Source organism: Shewanella sp. FDAARGOS_354, assembly GCF_002209245.2.
In the GTDB taxonomy this organism is placed as follows: Bacteria; Pseudomonadota; Gammaproteobacteria; order Enterobacterales; family Shewanellaceae; genus Shewanella; species Shewanella xiamenensis.
Genome location: NZ_CP022089.2, coordinates 3,749,119 through 3,764,682, shown reverse-complemented (window position 1 = coordinate 3,764,682; position 15,564 = coordinate 3,749,119). Strand labels below are relative to the sequence as shown.

Here is a 15,564-nt window from a genome sequence, read left to right as displayed (position 1 = left end):
AGTAAAAAAGCAGGCGCACTCGGCGCCTGTTGTTTTATGTCCCGCTGACGATCTGATTTCGCCACTGCAAACGTTTAGCCTGCGAATGGAAACTCCAGGCTAACACTCGGGTGATCTTATTACCCTGCTGCATCTCAATGGTTTTAACGGTATCCACACCCAACTTTGCCAATGCTTGATAGCAAGGTTTAAGATTTTCCTGCTTTGACACTAAACTGGTAAACCACAGACACTGCTCGGCAAACGCTTGGCTCTCGCGGATCATTGTGGCTAAAAATTGCCTCTCTCCACCTTGGCACCATAACTCCGCCGCTTGACCACCAAAGTTTAAGGTTGCGCTGGCCGCTTTAGGCTGTTCACCGCGATTAAGTTGCAGATTACGCACCTTGCGCAGCGAGCCTTCGCTAGCTTCTTTTAACGAGCCATGAAAGGGAGGATTGCACAGAGTTAACTCGAAGCGGTCAGATGCCTGAATGATCCCCTTAAAGACCGACTTTTCATCCTGCTGCTGCCTTAAGGATAAGTGCCCCTGCAAACTCGGGTTATTGTCGATAATCCGCTGCACATTGGCTAGCGACTCGGCATTGATATCCGAGGCGACAAACTGCCAGCCATACACTTGATGCCCTAGGATGGCATAAACGCCATTCGCCCCAGTGCCGATATCTAAAACGCTAACTTGTCCAGCACGCTGGACGGGGGCGCCTTCGAACAACAGATCAGCCAAGTAGTGCAGATAATCAACTCGTCCGGGGATTGGTGGGCACAGCGCGCCCTTAGGAATATCCCAAAACGCCAGCCCATAATGATGTTTCAAAAGGGCCGCATTGAGGGTTTTCACCGCCAAGGGATCGGCAAAATCTATCGATAAGGCGCCGTATGGCGTTGGCCGAACAAAGGTTTTTAGCTTAGGGTAACTCGTCATCAACGCCGAAAAGTCATAGCCGTGAGCATGCAAATTACGCGGGTGTAAGGTCTTTCTCTCAACGCCCTGTTTTGGCTTGCTCATCGCTTTAGCGGGGGCAATATTTGGTTTTGCTGATTTTGCTGATTTTGCCACAGGTGGCTTAGGCGTGCTTGGTTTGCTGCGTTTTCCTGTAGGTGACATCGCAGGCTTAGCGGCAATTTTAACGATGGGCTTTGACATAATGATGGTTCAACAAGAGCGGGCCAATCCAAAGATCGGCCCTTAGCCTATTGGCTGGATTAATCGTAAAGATAAGAGGTAAACAGTAGATTGACTACTATTGGTTTACCCGCTTCCGTGGTCAGCAGATTATTGACCATATCAAAGCATTCGCGGCGGATTTCTTCACGGCCAGTAAGAGACTTAATTTTTTCTTCGGCTTGGTTACCCAGCACCTCAATAATGGCGGCACGCAACAGTGGATCATGGCGCTCAACGATCACTAAATCATCGGGACTCTTTACCATCAGTTCAACACTGATCTTTACAAACCCGAGCTTTTTGCGGTTTGAAATATAGTTAGTCACAATTTCGGGCTCAAACCCGTAATAGGCGAAATCCCCAGTAGGGGGTGGAGCTTTCTCGTCGGCTGCATATGCGCTAAACACAGCACTGAGCAAGATCAGGCAGGCTGATAATAATTTTTTCATCGCGGTTTACAGCTCCCTAAAAACAATAATGGTCAATGGAAGAAACTTCCCAATCTATCTGGTAGACTGCCGACGTTTGCTTATATTGTAACGAGTATTTAATGAATGTGACCAGCTTAAGCTTTCCCTATGGCGAATCTATTCAATGGTTTTGTGCCGATAATGCCAAAAATCTTCCCGCTTCTCCCCTTAAGGAATGGTTACTGGCGCCAGGAAGCCTGACGCAAAAACTCAAAACCTGCTGCGATAAGTTTGAAGTAAAAATCCTTGGTGAAGGCCAATGTGCCCCGCTCGAAGGGGAATATCCTAAGCAAAACACCGTTTGGGTGCGCGAAGTGTTACTCTGCCTCGATTCTGTACCTTGGGTATTTGCCAGAACCTTGATCCCTCAGTCTTTGTTATCGACCCGCCAAGCCGATTTTTTAGGCTTAGGTACACGTCCGCTCGGCGAATTATTATTTAGCCAAGATAGCTTCATTCCTGGTCGCATTGAAATCGCCCAATTTGACACCGATAGCCGCCTTGCCCAACTGGCACAGAGTTTAGCGCAAAACGTCGAGCATGAACTTTGGGGCCGACGCCGATATTTTCACCATGACGAAGAGGAAATGTTTGTCAGTGAAATGTTCCTTCCGGCCGCTGTACAAGCGATGGCGAGGCTACAACCCTAGCACTCTTAAGCTAAAACAAAAATGCCTCTATATCAGAGGCATTTTTCGTTAGAACAATCCCTTCTTATTGGCGCTGACGGCGCCACGCAAAACCACCGAGCAACATCAGGCTTAGCCAACCTAGACTGCCACCACCAGAGCTTTCTTTATCACTTGCTGTAATGGGAACTGGTTCGGCATTCGCATTGGCTAAACGAATTACCGCGGTGCGGTTATCGCTGGCCTGAGAGACCACTTGCATCGTCAACCCAAGTTGTTGCAGTTGCATGCCAGACTGAGGTTGTAGTGGTGCGCTGTAATCCAAACTATCATCAAAAAGACTGACCGCATCGAGGTTATTGTCCCCAGAGTAAGCTGTTTGTTTTACCATGCTAAAAGCCGCATCACGGATTTGTTCATCGGTAGAAAGAGTGCCAATCATATTCTGGTCAGCATCAATCACACCTATCAAGCTACGGCCGGGATGATCCGATACATTGTTATCGCTGTAACTGGCATTCTCTAGCCATAGCAGTACACCAGGATCAAACCCTTTACTCTTTAAGCCCGCATCGACACCATTATGGCTACGTAATTGAATAAGGTAACGGGATGCGGCGCCAGGGCGAGTACTGGTAATGCGGCTGTAACCCACAAGAGCCGCTTTACCAGCCACCTCAGCATTATCGGCATACCGCTCAGTTACGCCCTGTTTAATGCTGATATTGTCGATAGTAATCCCCGACTCAATTGCCGCCTCATCGGTCACATAGGTAAATTCAATGGTGACACTCTTACCTGCATAGGCTGACAAATCATATTCCAAGGCAACCCAAGCATCGCTGCCCACTGCGGTAGAGATGTCTGATGACTTACCAGTGATAATATGTCGGGCATTGTTAATTGCGTTGATCGACTTAGTGTAATTACCCGCAATCGCCGTACCATTAACCTTAACTTGCATATAGTCATAGTCAGTCTCAATTGCCCAACTCGCCTGCAAAGAGAGTGTGAGTTTTTCGCTGGTGCTAGGCAAGGTTGCGGTAAAACTCATACTGTTTGTCAGCATGTTACCTTGACCAGAGTAGTACTGGTAACTCCCTTGATAAGGTGCTTTAAAGGCAATTTGTGCCGCTGGAAGCGGTATCGATATTTGATTCACGGCATCTTGGTTTATCGCCTGATTAAGCGTGATTTCCATACCCGATTTAGGAATACTGTCTAAACTAATCTCGCGCTCGTTAAGCCACTTTCCTTTATATTTTGTCTGTAAATACGAACGTGCGTAGGGGCTAAAACCACTCGGCTGCGCACCAGGAATAGCCCCTGTCCAACTGCCTCCCGACATTAAAGACCAATAACCGACAGGCGAACCATCTTTGTTAGCGTTGTCTGTAGTGTCGTACTCATCGGGCAGCCCAAGATCATGACCAAATTCATGGGTACAGACCCCAGTCGCTGCATCAATCGGTTGGATAGTGTAACCAAAGAGTTTTTTGCTCGAGCCCGGTAAAGTGTAACCCTGAGTACCTTGATCCACGTAATAACGGTGCGACCAAATAGCGTTGTCCCCTAATTTACCGCCCCCTGTTTCTTCCCCAATACTCGAGTGGAAAATCATCACATGGTCAATAATACCATCGGGCTCGTTTAGATTGCCGTTATCATTTAAATCATATGGATCTTCAATATCATAGGTTGCAAGCTCTGCAGCTGACATATTCGCTACTGCTAGCGATACTGCTTCTTTAACCAGTTCAGTCACGTTAACATCGTTGCCAGTGTCGGCATCATTAGCGCCATAATAATCAGCATTTTGGCTAGCGGTATACCAACCTTTAACGTCACCACTAAAGAAGAAGGTTTTGCCCGAAACGGCTTGGTAATACTGATAGGCCGAATCTAAAGTTTGCCCCTGCGGGCCACTAAAACCAGCCGTAGAGAAGAGTAAATTCTTGTAGTGAGAAGCAGGATAACTCGAGTAATACATGTCGGTATCACTCGCTGTTAAGCCGTTGTTATTATATTTTAAATCTGGAAAATCAATCAGTACGGTTAACACCTTAACCGTTTTAGTCACATCTGCATCCGCTAAAACACGCTGTGCGGGTGCACGCATCACCGCTGATGTTTTGGCTTTTTGCAGGCGTTCATGCTCAGCCTCAATCACCATTCTAGGCTCTTTAGGCTGTGCGAAACTTGCGCGGGCAATAAAGGCTTCAACGGCCGCTTGCTTAACGCTATCGCTGGCATCCTCTGAAACTTCACCCCGCTTAATCAACCAATAGAGGATCCGCTCTTTATTAATGACTCCTGCATCCGCTGGCGTGTGATTGGGCGCAGCAATACTCGCGCCACTCAGCAAGGCCAACATCAATCCAAACGCTGTGATACTCTTTGTACTTCGCATTACCGTCTTCCTTCCGTCACAATCTGCGCTGTTATAGCCAAGCTATTTTTTAAGGCTAGTGCCTATTTGCTCTATGGCAAGTTTGTTTATTGGTTGTCTTCCCTCATCGGAAAGCCAACTTCAATGGGATGTGAAAACATATCAGGACACCAAGAGTGTAACAACTTGATACAGATTGGAAGGTGATGGTTTTTATACTTTTGTCAGCGTTGGTTCAGCAAGCATCCTCAACAGCGATTTTTTGCCATAAAAAAACCGCATTAACGATGTAATGCGGTTTTTGATAACTTGGTGCAATACGCTTACCCAGCAGTTTTCATATAGTTTGATACTCCATCGAGGAACATTTGTACCGATATCATTACCAGCACCATCCCCATCAAACGTTCAACAGCCGTTAACCCTTTTTCACCCAACATACGGGTAAAGAGCTTATAAAACATTAAGATAACCGCACTCGCGCCCCAAGCTGATACGAGAGCAATAGTCCAATCCCCCATACGTGAGCTATCGGTATGCGCTAGCAAAATGAGCGCGGCAAGAATAGATGGCCCCGCCATTAATGGTATCGCCATCGGCACGATAAATGGCTCCTCCCCTGCTGCAAGGCCAACCACACCACCCGGCTGGGGGAAAATCATCCGAATCGCGATCAGAAACAAAATAATCCCACCGGCAATACTGACCGATTCAGATCGCAGATTTAAGAAACTTAAGATGGCTTCGCCGGCATACAAGAAGGCCAACATGATCACTAATGCAAAAATGAGTTCACGAATCAAAACCCTACGACGTTTTTTAGGATCAATATGCCGTAAAATCGACGCGAATATCGGTAAATTACCGAGGGGGTCCATGATAAGAAACAACATTACCGCAGCAGAAAATATATCCATTTAACTTTATCAACGTCTAAGCCAACATGAGCACATATTGTATAACCTTTTCGCGTTACAGATGTGAAAAATTATCTAGAAAATTCCTTAAGATGGATTATGAGTGCCGTTTCATGATCCTCTAGCGGTTTTTTACCTATCATCCATAAGCCATTGAGTCGTTGATTCATTTTTACTACAAGCCGCAGCACAACATCTCGCTTGAGTAAATTGCCTGTAAGTCGCTGCTCATTTAAATTACAACTGGTATACTACAGCGTTTTTTCAGCCAATTTTCGTGGAATCCATGCTCTATCTTCTTGCTAGTTGTCTCGCACTCTTAATCGGGCCACTGTTTTACCGCTACTTTGCATCAGGCAGCGGATTGCAGAAGGGACTTGATGGCTTTATTTTCGTCTCCTTAGGCGGATTAGTGCTGATCCATATTCTACCTGAACTTCTCGAGCATGGCGGCCTGCTGGCCATCGTCTTTGTAGTACTCGGCCTGTGGGGACCCACTGCCAGTGAACGCTTATTCCACCGCTACTCAGAAATTACGCATAATTTTGCCCTTTTTCTTGGCATTAGTGGCTTATTGCTGCACACCATCACAGATGGGAGCGCTATGGTATTAGCCCAAAATGAGGGCAACTCCATTTTGTTAGCCTTGGGCGTTATACTCCATCGTCTCCCTGTTGGTTTTGCTATTTGGTGGATACTAAAACCTCATCTTGGAGCTCGTTGGACGCTGGTTATTTTTGGCGCCATTATGCTATTCACGAGTATTGGCTATTTTGCTAGCGAACAGCTTTTATCGCACATGAGCATAGATAAAACCGTTTATTTACAAGCTTTTGTGACAGGCTCGATTCTGCATGTTGTGTTACATCAGCCACATGGTCAACAGGAAACAGATAAACAAGGCCAGTATGAATATCAGGCGGGTATCGGCAGTTTGCTCGGTATTGGTTTATTAATGATGCTGTTATTGATGGATTCTGGCGGCCACGAACATGCCCATCACGACCACAGTACAGAGCAGCTAACAACATGGCTAATAACCATAGCGCCAGTGCTATTACTCAGTTACGCCGTAGCGGCACTAAGGTTCCAGCTTGGTTTAACACCACAGGACAATAGCCTCGCCCGTCGTTGGTTCCAACGTTTAGCAGGCCCAGAAGCCCTCGTACTGACGGCGCTATTGCTTGGCCCTTGGTTAGCGCTGTTTCAACTCGTAGTCGTCTTGATCATGAGTGCCTATTTAGCCTATGCGCGGGTCGACATTACCGATCCCCATACTAAATTACCAAGCCAAGCCCTGCGTTTTGGTTTCGCCCATTTGGTTGATCGCAGCGCACCTTGGGTGCTCCTCAGCTTAGTATTAGTTAACTTGATTGGTCACCCTTCGGTACCGTTAAGTAACCCTATATTACAGATTACCGTGCTATTGCTGGTATTTTTACCGATGCGCTTCTGCAATTTAGGCGCGGCCGTATTGTCAATCGCCTTAGCCTATAGCGGCTGGAGTCCGCTGGCCATCGTATTGCCTTTGATTGCCGCTCCGGTGTTGAATATCGCTCAGCTAAAACTTATGGGTTGGTCACAACGTGGGATTTTGCTGGCAATTATTGCCATAGCCCTCGTTGCTGCCCTTAAGTTGCCCATGTGGTTCTCGTTGTTCACTCTACCAGAAGCCATTAACCTCACGGCACTGCTGATCTTATCAGCCTTATTTGCAGCCAGCTTACTGCGCCTCGGGCCTCGTAAATTCTTGCGCCGCTTAATGATGTTAAAACCTGTGGCCCACGGCCATAAACACCGCCATGATCATGCGCACGCGCATGCTAAAACAGCCGAAACATCACATGTGCACGGGCATGGCAACTCTCATTCACACGGTCAGACTAGCGGCCACAGTCATCCCCATAGCGATAAGCACCAGCACTAACACTGTTCATTTGCCGACAGACAGGCTAAGTTAACCCCATCTTTGGATAAACTTAGCCTGTTATGTGCATACTTTTCGTCGCCCTTAATACTCACCCCCAGTATCCGCTGATTATTTGTGCGAATCGGGATGAGTTTCACCACAGGCCCACTGCACCTGCACAGTTTTGGCCGCCTGAGCAGAATATGCTCGCGGGCAAAGATTTACAGGCGGGCGGCACTTGGTTTGGGGTGAATAAGCAGGGACAAATTGCCGGAGTCACTAACCTCAGGGTGGCTCAAAAATCCCAAGAGCCGATGCGTAGCCGTGGCGAACTTGTCATTCAGGCATTAAGTTCGGGCTCGCTGATCTGCCCTAACTGGCTTGTGGAACACGCTGAAAATTATCAACCCTTCAATCTCGTGTTTGGCCAAGGGACTCATCTCTACTGTTTTAATAGTCTTAAGCAAGAAACGGTAAAACTCACGGCAGGATTCCATGCAATAAGCAACGGCGCGCTCGATGATATTTGGCCGAAAATGGCTAAAGGTCAGCGCTCGCTCGAGGCCCTTATTCAACAATCGGGACCGCTTGAGCTAGAGTCACTTATACGGTTGATGCAGGATGATTCTCGGCCACAGGATAACGAGCTACCCGACACTGGCGTCGGGCTAGAGTGGGAACGCCGACTCGCGGCGATTTATATTTGCCACCCCGACTATGGCACTCGTTCCACCAGCATTTTGCTACAAAATGCCCAAGGGGAAGTTCAGTTCACTGAGGTGAGATACGATGGCAAGGGACGACGTTTGGGACAACAGGATTTTCACTTCACCCTACCATCCCAATTACCGCAACAGCCCGACTGCTTAGCCGATTTTTAGTATATCAGTCAGAGCTGTGATCCATAGTGATCACCCAACGGTCATCAATTTTTTCCACCAGCAAGGTAAATACGCCTGTCGGGCTATCCTTTTGCCGCTTTAAATCCCAACGACCCACCACCATTGCGGCGTAGTTACTGAGCATTTTGATTTCTTTGATGGTGAACTTCAGCTCGCCTAGTGCCTCTTTATCGGGATAATTTTTCTTATAGGCTGCAAGCGTTTCTTCCCAGCCATAACGAAACTTACCGTTTGAGACGAATCTAAGCTGCTCACTCTGCCAATAACCCTGCATGTAAGCATCAAGGTCACCGCGATTCCACGCATCTTCCTGACCTTTTAACATTTGGGTAATCTCATCAGTTGGCACCGCACTTACCTGCCCAACAAATAGCAGCAAAAGCGCCGCGAGAGACTGCAAAATGGGTTTTCTTATCAATCCTTGTCGCAACATAGTACCGCTCCCTCACAATCAGGTTAGACTGTATTATCAGTATTTCGGCCCAGACTATCTTGTCTAAGTCGATTTATAATTAAAAAAAGCTAATGATATTATTCATTTTTCGACTCTGGGCACCACACTATGTTTACACATTTATGCCGCTGGCTACTCAAGATTTCAGGCTGGCAAATCCAAGGGGAACTCCCCAATCAAGCCAAATACATTGTCATTGTCGCACCACACACCAGTAACTGGGACTTTATTATTGGGGTACTCGCCCGCGGTGCATTGGCTACGCGCATCCACTTCCTTGGTAAGCATCAATTATTTATTCCACCTTGGGGTTGGTTCTTCCGAGCGATTGGTGGTAGCCCAGTTGATAGGCGTAAAAACAATAACTTAGTCGATTCTGCGGTGCAACTGTTTGCCACTCAGTCCGAATACAAACTGGCACTCGCCCCCGAAGGAACGCGTAGCCCTGTTACTCGTTGGAAATGCGGCTTCTACCATATCGCGACCAAAGCGCAGGTCGCTATTGTCCCTGTAGGCTTAGATTTTGCGCGTAAAGCCGTGGTGATCCGTGCACCACTGCAACCCACGGATATAGAGCAAGATATGGCTGAGATTTTATGCTTTTACCGCAGCATTAAGGGACGTCATCCCAAGGTCATCCCTGATTATTCACCCGATAACAAACGCTAATTCTCTCATCTAACACGGAGCAAAACATGCAGACCGAAACTTGGTTACTCTACCTTTTTGCGATTGTTTTGATTGGTATTTCTCCTGGGCCTATTGCAATGTTGTCTATGTCCCACGGTATTCATTTCGGTAAAAAACGCAGCATAGCCACAGGGCTTGGCAGTGTCAGCGCAGCACTGGTATTAATGGTGGCCTCGGCGGCAGGTTTAGGGGCACTGATCAGCGCCTCGGAATACGGCTTTACCATACTCAAGTGGTGTGGTGGCGCCTATCTGGTGTTTTTGGGTATCAAATTATTGCTCACAAAACAGCACGGTCAGCCATTGGAAGTGGCAAAAAAAGAAGGAAATGGTCAGCCTAAACAACTCTTTAAACAGGCATTTTTAGTAGGGATCAGCAATCCTAAAGACTTACTGTTTTTTGCGGCGTTATTTCCACAATTTATCGATTTAACCGCACCACAATTACCGCAATTGGCGATTCTTGCCCTCACTTGGGCGCTGGTCGACTTTAGCTTTGTAATGATCTACGCCTCGATGGCCAATGTGCTGGCACCTAGCCTTAAGGCCAGCAACAAATTGCATTGGTTTGACCGAACCAGCGGCGGCGTATTTCTTACCCTCGCCGCGATTCTCGTCAGTCGAGACTAACCCTCGACCTTCACCGATTTCAGACTGCGGATATCGTTACCCGTCGGCGCTTGGAAGGCCTGCAAACCAAACTCAGGCAACACGGCAAAGATATGGTCGAAGATATCCGCTTGTATCGCCTCATAAAAAGCCCAGCGGGTATCATTGGTAAAGATATAAACCTCAATCGGTAAGCCTTCAGTGGTTGGTGCCAATTGGCGCACCATAAGGGTCATATCCTTATGCACTTTATCGTGGCGTTGCAGGTATTCCTGCAAATAAGCGCGGAAAGTCCCCACGTTGGTCAAATGGCGACCATTGACCATCATATCCAGATCCGACACTTTAGCATTCGACGCTTGGATCTCGCTGATCTTGGCGGGGAAATACTCTTTCAAACAATTGATTTTACTCAGGCGATGTCGATCTTCCTCAGTTAAAAACTTAATACTGTTGATATCGATATTAACCGCGCGTTTGATACGTCGCCCGCCCGATTCGGACATGCCACGCCAGTTACGAAAAGCATCCGAGACGAGTGCATAAGCGGGGATCATGGTGATGGTCTTATCCCAGTTACGTACTTTAACTGTAGTTAAGGACACCTCCTCCACCGCGCCATCGGCGCCGTACTTATCCATTTGGATCCAGTCGCCCTTGCTTACCATGCGGTTGGCTGCGAGCTGAATCCCTGCGACAAAGCCTAAAATCGTGTCGCGGAACACTAACATTACAAAACCCGTCGCTACACCTAAGCCGCTAAGGAAGTACACAGGAGACTGATCGGCGAGCACAGAAAGGGACACGATAAGGCCGACAAAGAATAGGAACAACTTAAACAACTGCACAAAGCTTTTAACCGGTAGTCGGCGGCTGACCAGATTGATGTCAGAGATTTCATTAACCGCATCCAGCCCCGCGTAGATAGCGCGGATCATCAATACCACCAGCCAGATACTCAGTAGGCGATCAACTAAGCCGCTAAGTACCGGATGCTCTGTTAAGGTTATAGGCACCAGCAGATTGAGCACGATAGCGGGCACTAACATCGCCAGCTTTTCGAGCACTTTATAGCGCATAAACACATCGTCCCACGTCACTCTAGATCGCAGAATCACCATGTTAACCGCGCGGATCACCCCACGGCGCATAATAAAATAGGCAATGGCCGCGACTAACACGCAAGCAAGCAGCATAATGCTGGTTGATATTCCGTCGGATGGTTGACTGTCAATTCCCAAACCCGTTAACCATGCCGAAATTTCGAGCCTTATTTCCTGATCCACAATTCACTCCAATTTAGGCGCTAGCGCAACAAAGTCATACAAAGGAAACAACTGGGTTACCCTCAGTTAAATATCCCTTTAAAAACACTCACCATAAGATACAAAAATTTTACAACCAATTATTTTAAAAGAGATTTTAGCATTTTGAATTGACCACACACAAAAGGAAATGAACAATAATCCACCTGCTACCAAGGAAGCCATCCCATGTATCGTCATTTAGCTAAATTCGCCTATCTTAGCATTGGGCTACTGAGCCTATGCCAACCGCTACAGGCAACGGAATATAACACTTCAAATCATCTGATGATGCCAGATAAATCAGTTGAGAGAACCACCACTCCCTATGTAGCGCTGATGCTCGACTACGTTCCCGCAGAAGATAATCTCTACGGAATCACCCTTGCGCCCTATCATTTCGATGATGATTATCAGCGATGGGGTTATTACCTTGGTTATGCCCGCAGTCGTGAAACCGATATTGAGGTGCCAGAACCCGCACTATCACATCGACAAGAAAGCCTCTGGCGCTTAGGTTTAAGCTACAGTTTAACCAATGACTTTAGCATTTATGCGGGCGGCAGCCTCTATATCAGCACCACAGCTTATACCAACAATATTTCACCCCGCATTATCGATGGCAAACCCTCGTGGGAAGAAGATAAGTCCAAACATTGGGGTGCCGAAGCAGGCCTAAGATATCGCCTAACAGAGCATGTCATGCTGAGTGCAGGTTATAACTCCAGCACTGAATCGACCATTTTGAGCATAGGGTATGCGGGTTAAACCGAAAGAGTCCGAAGTTATTGTGCGAGCTCTGCTCTCGCCTTAGCAAGCTCAGATTCAACTTCTGCAATCTTTTGGCGTTTTTTATTGATTTTATCCATAGGCTTACCATCGGCAATCGCTTCGGTAAGCTCATGCTGGCGCTCGGCTAATTTAGCCTCTAAGACCTCAATTTTAGCTAAACGCTCGGCAGTTAAGCTGTCATCGTCACAATGGTTTGCGACCTCACTATAGGCCTTTTCTAGCCCTGCCACTTTGTGCTGATGACCAGCAGCCTTAGCCTCAGTGAGTTCAGCACTTATAGCCGCTAATTTTGCAGCACAGCCCGTTTTAAGAGGCTCATCTGCCCAGGTTACAGCACTGAAAATCAAGCCGATAACGAGTCCATAAGTACGATGTTTACCTTGCATTTTACTCTCCTCTACAGACGTTTATAGACAATCCGACTCTATGACAACGCCCTGATACTTTTTATCCCTAAGCGCAAACCTTAAACTCAGTCTGCCCTCTCTTACGGCTAAATCCGCTTTATTCATCAAAACGCGACTTAGACAGTGACGAATATGCTGCAAATTGTTTATGTTAGGGCAGAATGTTGACTCAGATGGATACCGGAGCCAGAAAATCAATGCAAACCTTATTTCGCCTTAGCGCACTTAGTTCACTCTTATTGCTCTCATCCTCAGTGATGGCAGCCGATGTGGCCACCATTACCCTTGAGAATGGCGCTCAAGTCAGACTAAAAGACGACTTTACCTGGGAATATATCATCACAGAGACCAAAGCCGCTAAAGCGCCAGCAGTTGCTACAGTTGCGACCCCAAGTTCTACTGTAACAACAGCCGCAGCGGCAGTAGCCAGCAGCACATCCGCCGTTGAAGCAACCAAACCTGTCACAACTCTGACCGCCAATGCCATCGCCAGACCCGAGATCTTAGGCTCTACTGCCAAAGACGGCATTAAAGTCACCTTCAGCGAGAGCCAATGGAAGCAGGAAAAACTCGGCTTGACCTTTGAGCTTGCCAGCACCAGTGGCGAGCACGTAACCTTAGTTGAGGTAGAAGCCAGCTTCTTTGCCGACGATGGCACCTTACTCAAAACCGAAAAACTGGAAGTCTGGGAAGCGATTTTCCGCATGCCAGAAACCTACCTACGTAAGGGCGAGCAACGTAAGAGCCCTGTGATTTGGGTTGAAGGCGTCGATAAAAACCGTTGGCAGAAACAATTGCTCAATCTCAAAATCACCGAAATCAATTCTCGTTGATCCTTAAGCAAGATAGGGAATTGGGTGCTAACATCCAATTCCTGAAATCTTCGCCTATTGTTATTGCCTTACTCTGCGCCATATAGGCTAGAATGCCCAAATCTTCGACACTGTTTATTTTTTAGAGCCAGCCACTAATGCCAAATCACTTTTCTAGGTTATCTGTAGCCATATTACTGGCAGGCTTAAGTGGGCAAAGTCTGGCAGATACTGTGTTACTGAGAAATGGCGATAAAATCACTGGCGAAATTAAAAGCTTTGACGAAGCACACTTAGTTATCAAACCCAGTTATTCCCCCAAAATATCCATAGAGCGTAGCGCGATTAAAAGCTTTGAAACCACCCAAAATCAGCATTGGAGCATCAACCGTACGCTACAAGATGTGAGCATAAAATCCTCCGAACTCGATGGGTTTGTTCAGGTTAACAATAAACAAATTCCCATTAGTGAGCTGGTGTATTCAGACCGAAAAAGTGACTCAGAATGGCGCTATAGTGGCAGTGTTGAGGCCGCACTCGATGTCACCAGCCACAGCAAAAATACCCAAAAACTCCATGCAAAAAGCGATATCACAGCCGAAACCTTGCAATGGCGCCATAACCTGAAAAGTGAAGTGCGCTATGAAACCGAAGGTAACGCCACCAAACGTAATACGATTGAAGGCCACTACAGCCTTGACTACCTCATCAGTGAACATTGGTTATTGCGGCAAGAAGATTATTTTCAAGAAGATAGACTCGACTTCCCAATTAGCAACTATTACGCCGCGATTGGTCCGGGTTATCGGTTTTGGGGAATAGGACGAGATAAACTGGACTTTGTTGTTACATACAACCATTTTTGGTTGGATACCCAAATATTTACCTATCAACTCAACGCTTGGGCATCCACGCTCAACTATAAACAATATTGGTTTGATGGCGTATTGGAGACCTATGCCGATCTCCAAATCGCCTTTCCTGACACACCAACCATTGATTATATTTCGGACTCAACATTTGGGCTTAAGTATCTACTGACTCAGCAAATTTACCTCTCATTCAAATATGATATCAATGAGACTAAAACCTCGATACGCCATGTTCGGGATGTCAGTTATAACCTAGGGCTTGGTGTTAATTTTTAATCATTTAGCTGTTTTGACCGTACAGGTCATTTCTGGCGCTTCATATCCCCAGACAATTTTGGCTTCGCCATGGTGTTCCCATAGGCTTTCGTTGCGCCCCTGATACTTAGCGCCACTGCCACTTGGCTGAACAAACATCAAGGAAGTTTGATCGCCATACTCTGCAATTAAGGTGGCAGGTTCAGTATTAAAGTAACTGACCACGACTTCATTGGCAGGGTTGCCATCGCAGGCATAAAATACTGGGCCAGTCATCTCAACGAGGCGATATTGCGCCTGTAACTCTGCAATCCGTGTTTGGTAACTCGATTCAATACACGCATGTTTATCATCGCTTTTCCAACATTCGTTGCGACCTTTTACCCAACCCCGTTGCAGCGCTTTTAACGTCGGAGGCTGTTCATTTTTAGCTTTTGCGGTGGCCTTAGCATAGACCTCGGCCAATTGTTTATCTAACTTAGTTAAGCCCGCATCCTTACACACCATATCTTCGATACTGTCCGGCTGTACTTTACTACAGTCAAAGGAAGGCTTTTCAGCCGCAATAGCAGGCATACTCAAAGCGATGGCTAAAAACCCCGCTATTCCTGCGATTTGCATATTGATTATCTTAGTTAACCTCATACTCTTGAGTCCCTTATATCAACGACCAATCACTATTCATTGCCATAGCTAACGCCATCTCAGCTTAACCTAAGCTGACTTAAGCAAAATACGCTTATCAAACTGGCAAAAAACAGCACTACTCCACAAATAACCACTCAATGCCTGTTCCGCAATCAAGCAGTGTTTAACAAACTCGACTAAGTGTAGTGCAGCCTGATGGGTTATCCCAAAAGTGTCCACTGAACGGACACATTGAGACTGAACGCGCGGACACATTTAGGCTCGCCAGGCGGACACTTTCTACATGTGATTGATAAATAAAGAATATTTTATTGGCATGGACTCTGCTTATACAGGTG

General features: G+C 46.8%; 16 protein-coding genes. 8 read left to right on the top strand and 8 right to left on the bottom strand.

Annotated features, from left to right (window positions below; all coding sequences use genetic code 11):
* Positions 1 to 34: 34 nt before the first annotated feature.
* On the bottom strand, positions 35 to 1,147 hold the full coding sequence (rlmF, locus tag CEQ32_RS16860; RefSeq protein ID WP_088586488.1) for a 23S rRNA (adenine(1618)-N(6))-methyltransferase RlmF: 1,113 nt from the start codon (positions 1,145 to 1,147) through the stop codon (positions 35 to 37).
* A gap of 59 nt (positions 1,148 to 1,206) precedes the next feature.
* Positions 1,207 to 1,617 carry a flagellar basal body-associated protein FliL gene (locus tag CEQ32_RS16855; RefSeq protein WP_088586487.1) on the bottom strand — a complete coding sequence of 137 codons (411 nt, stop codon included), beginning with the start codon at positions 1,615 to 1,617 and terminating at the stop codon, positions 1,207 to 1,209.
* A gap of 101 nt (positions 1,618 to 1,718) precedes the next feature.
* Here CEQ32_RS16855 and CEQ32_RS16850 point away from each other — a divergent pair, with 101 nt between their 5' ends.
* Positions 1,719 to 2,288, top strand: coding sequence for a chorismate--pyruvate lyase family protein (locus CEQ32_RS16850; protein ID WP_037416341.1), 570 nt, complete (start codon positions 1,719 to 1,721; stop codon positions 2,286 to 2,288).
* A 64-nt stretch (positions 2,289 to 2,352) separates the two neighbouring features.
* Here the strand turns inward: CEQ32_RS16850 and CEQ32_RS16845 are convergent, their stop codons facing one another.
* Entirely contained in the window at positions 2,353 to 4,677 is a 2,325-nt protein-coding gene (locus CEQ32_RS16845) for an immune inhibitor A domain-containing protein (RefSeq protein WP_088586486.1), read from the bottom strand.
* Positions 4,678 to 4,979: 302 nt separating this feature from the next.
* A complete protein-coding gene (locus CEQ32_RS16840; protein ID WP_037416335.1) occupies positions 4,980 to 5,573 on the bottom strand; it encodes a YhgN family NAAT transporter in 594 nt (197 codons plus the stop codon).
* 286 nt (positions 5,574 to 5,859) lie between these two features.
* Here CEQ32_RS16840 and CEQ32_RS16835 point away from each other — a divergent pair, with 286 nt between their 5' ends.
* Together CEQ32_RS16835 and CEQ32_RS16830 are read left to right on the top strand one after the other, a co-directional pair.
* Complete coding sequence (locus CEQ32_RS16835; RefSeq protein ID WP_047536493.1) at positions 5,860 to 7,500, top strand: metal transporter; 1,641 nt, start codon at positions 5,860 to 5,862, stop codon at positions 7,498 to 7,500.
* A gap of 62 nt (positions 7,501 to 7,562) precedes the next feature.
* Positions 7,563 to 8,363 (top strand): NRDE family protein, encoded by an 801-nt coding sequence (locus CEQ32_RS16830; RefSeq protein ID WP_088586485.1) that lies wholly within the window; start codon positions 7,563 to 7,565, stop codon positions 8,361 to 8,363.
* A gap of 4 nt (positions 8,364 to 8,367) precedes the next feature.
* Here the strand turns inward: CEQ32_RS16830 and CEQ32_RS16825 are convergent, their stop codons facing one another.
* A complete protein-coding gene (locus tag CEQ32_RS16825; RefSeq protein WP_037416327.1) occupies positions 8,368 to 8,817 on the bottom strand; it encodes a YybH family protein in 450 nt (149 codons plus the stop codon).
* A gap of 129 nt (positions 8,818 to 8,946) precedes the next feature.
* Between CEQ32_RS16825 and CEQ32_RS16820 the strand changes: the two genes are divergently transcribed.
* Entirely contained in the window at positions 8,947 to 9,507 is a 561-nt protein-coding gene (locus CEQ32_RS16820) for a lysophospholipid acyltransferase family protein (protein ID WP_047536489.1), read from the top strand.
* Positions 9,508 to 9,533: 26 nt separating this feature from the next.
* A complete protein-coding gene (locus CEQ32_RS16815) occupies positions 9,534 to 10,157 on the top strand; it encodes a LysE family translocator (RefSeq protein ID WP_088586484.1) in 624 nt (207 codons plus the stop codon).
* On the opposite strand, the gene CEQ32_RS16810 is transcribed toward CEQ32_RS16815, so the two are convergent.
* Positions 10,154 to 11,422, bottom strand: a complete 1,269-nt coding sequence (locus CEQ32_RS16810) for a mechanosensitive ion channel family protein (RefSeq protein ID WP_088586483.1) — start codon at positions 11,420 to 11,422, stop codon at positions 10,154 to 10,156. The two genes, CEQ32_RS16815 and CEQ32_RS16810, sit on opposite strands and share 4 nt — an antisense overlap.
* Before the next feature lie 207 nt (positions 11,423 to 11,629).
* Here CEQ32_RS16810 and CEQ32_RS16805 point away from each other — a divergent pair, with 207 nt between their 5' ends.
* A complete protein-coding gene (locus CEQ32_RS16805; protein WP_088586482.1) occupies positions 11,630 to 12,208 on the top strand; it encodes an outer membrane beta-barrel protein in 579 nt (192 codons plus the stop codon).
* A 17-nt stretch (positions 12,209 to 12,225) separates the two neighbouring features.
* Here the strand turns inward: CEQ32_RS16805 and CEQ32_RS16800 are convergent, their stop codons facing one another.
* The gene (locus CEQ32_RS16800; RefSeq protein WP_037427934.1) at positions 12,226 to 12,618 is read right to left on the bottom strand and encodes a DUF1090 domain-containing protein; all 393 of its coding nucleotides are present in this window, start codon (positions 12,616 to 12,618) and stop codon (positions 12,226 to 12,228) included.
* Positions 12,619 to 12,836: 218 nt separating this feature from the next.
* Between CEQ32_RS16800 and CEQ32_RS16795 the strand changes: the two genes are divergently transcribed.
* Positions 12,837 to 13,472 carry a DUF3157 family protein gene (locus tag CEQ32_RS16795; RefSeq protein ID WP_088586481.1) on the top strand — a complete coding sequence of 212 codons (636 nt, stop codon included), beginning with the start codon at positions 12,837 to 12,839 and terminating at the stop codon, positions 13,470 to 13,472.
* Between the two features lie 137 nt (positions 13,473 to 13,609).
* Positions 13,610 to 14,599, top strand: coding sequence for a DUF481 domain-containing protein (locus CEQ32_RS16790; RefSeq protein ID WP_037416307.1), 990 nt, complete (start codon positions 13,610 to 13,612; stop codon positions 14,597 to 14,599).
* Here CEQ32_RS16790 and CEQ32_RS16785 read toward each other — a convergent pair whose 3' ends face one another.
* Entirely contained in the window at positions 14,600 to 15,199 is a 600-nt protein-coding gene (locus tag CEQ32_RS16785) for an MliC family protein (RefSeq protein ID WP_372841599.1), read from the bottom strand. It lies immediately after the preceding gene.
* Positions 15,200 to 15,564 lie beyond the last annotated feature (365 nt).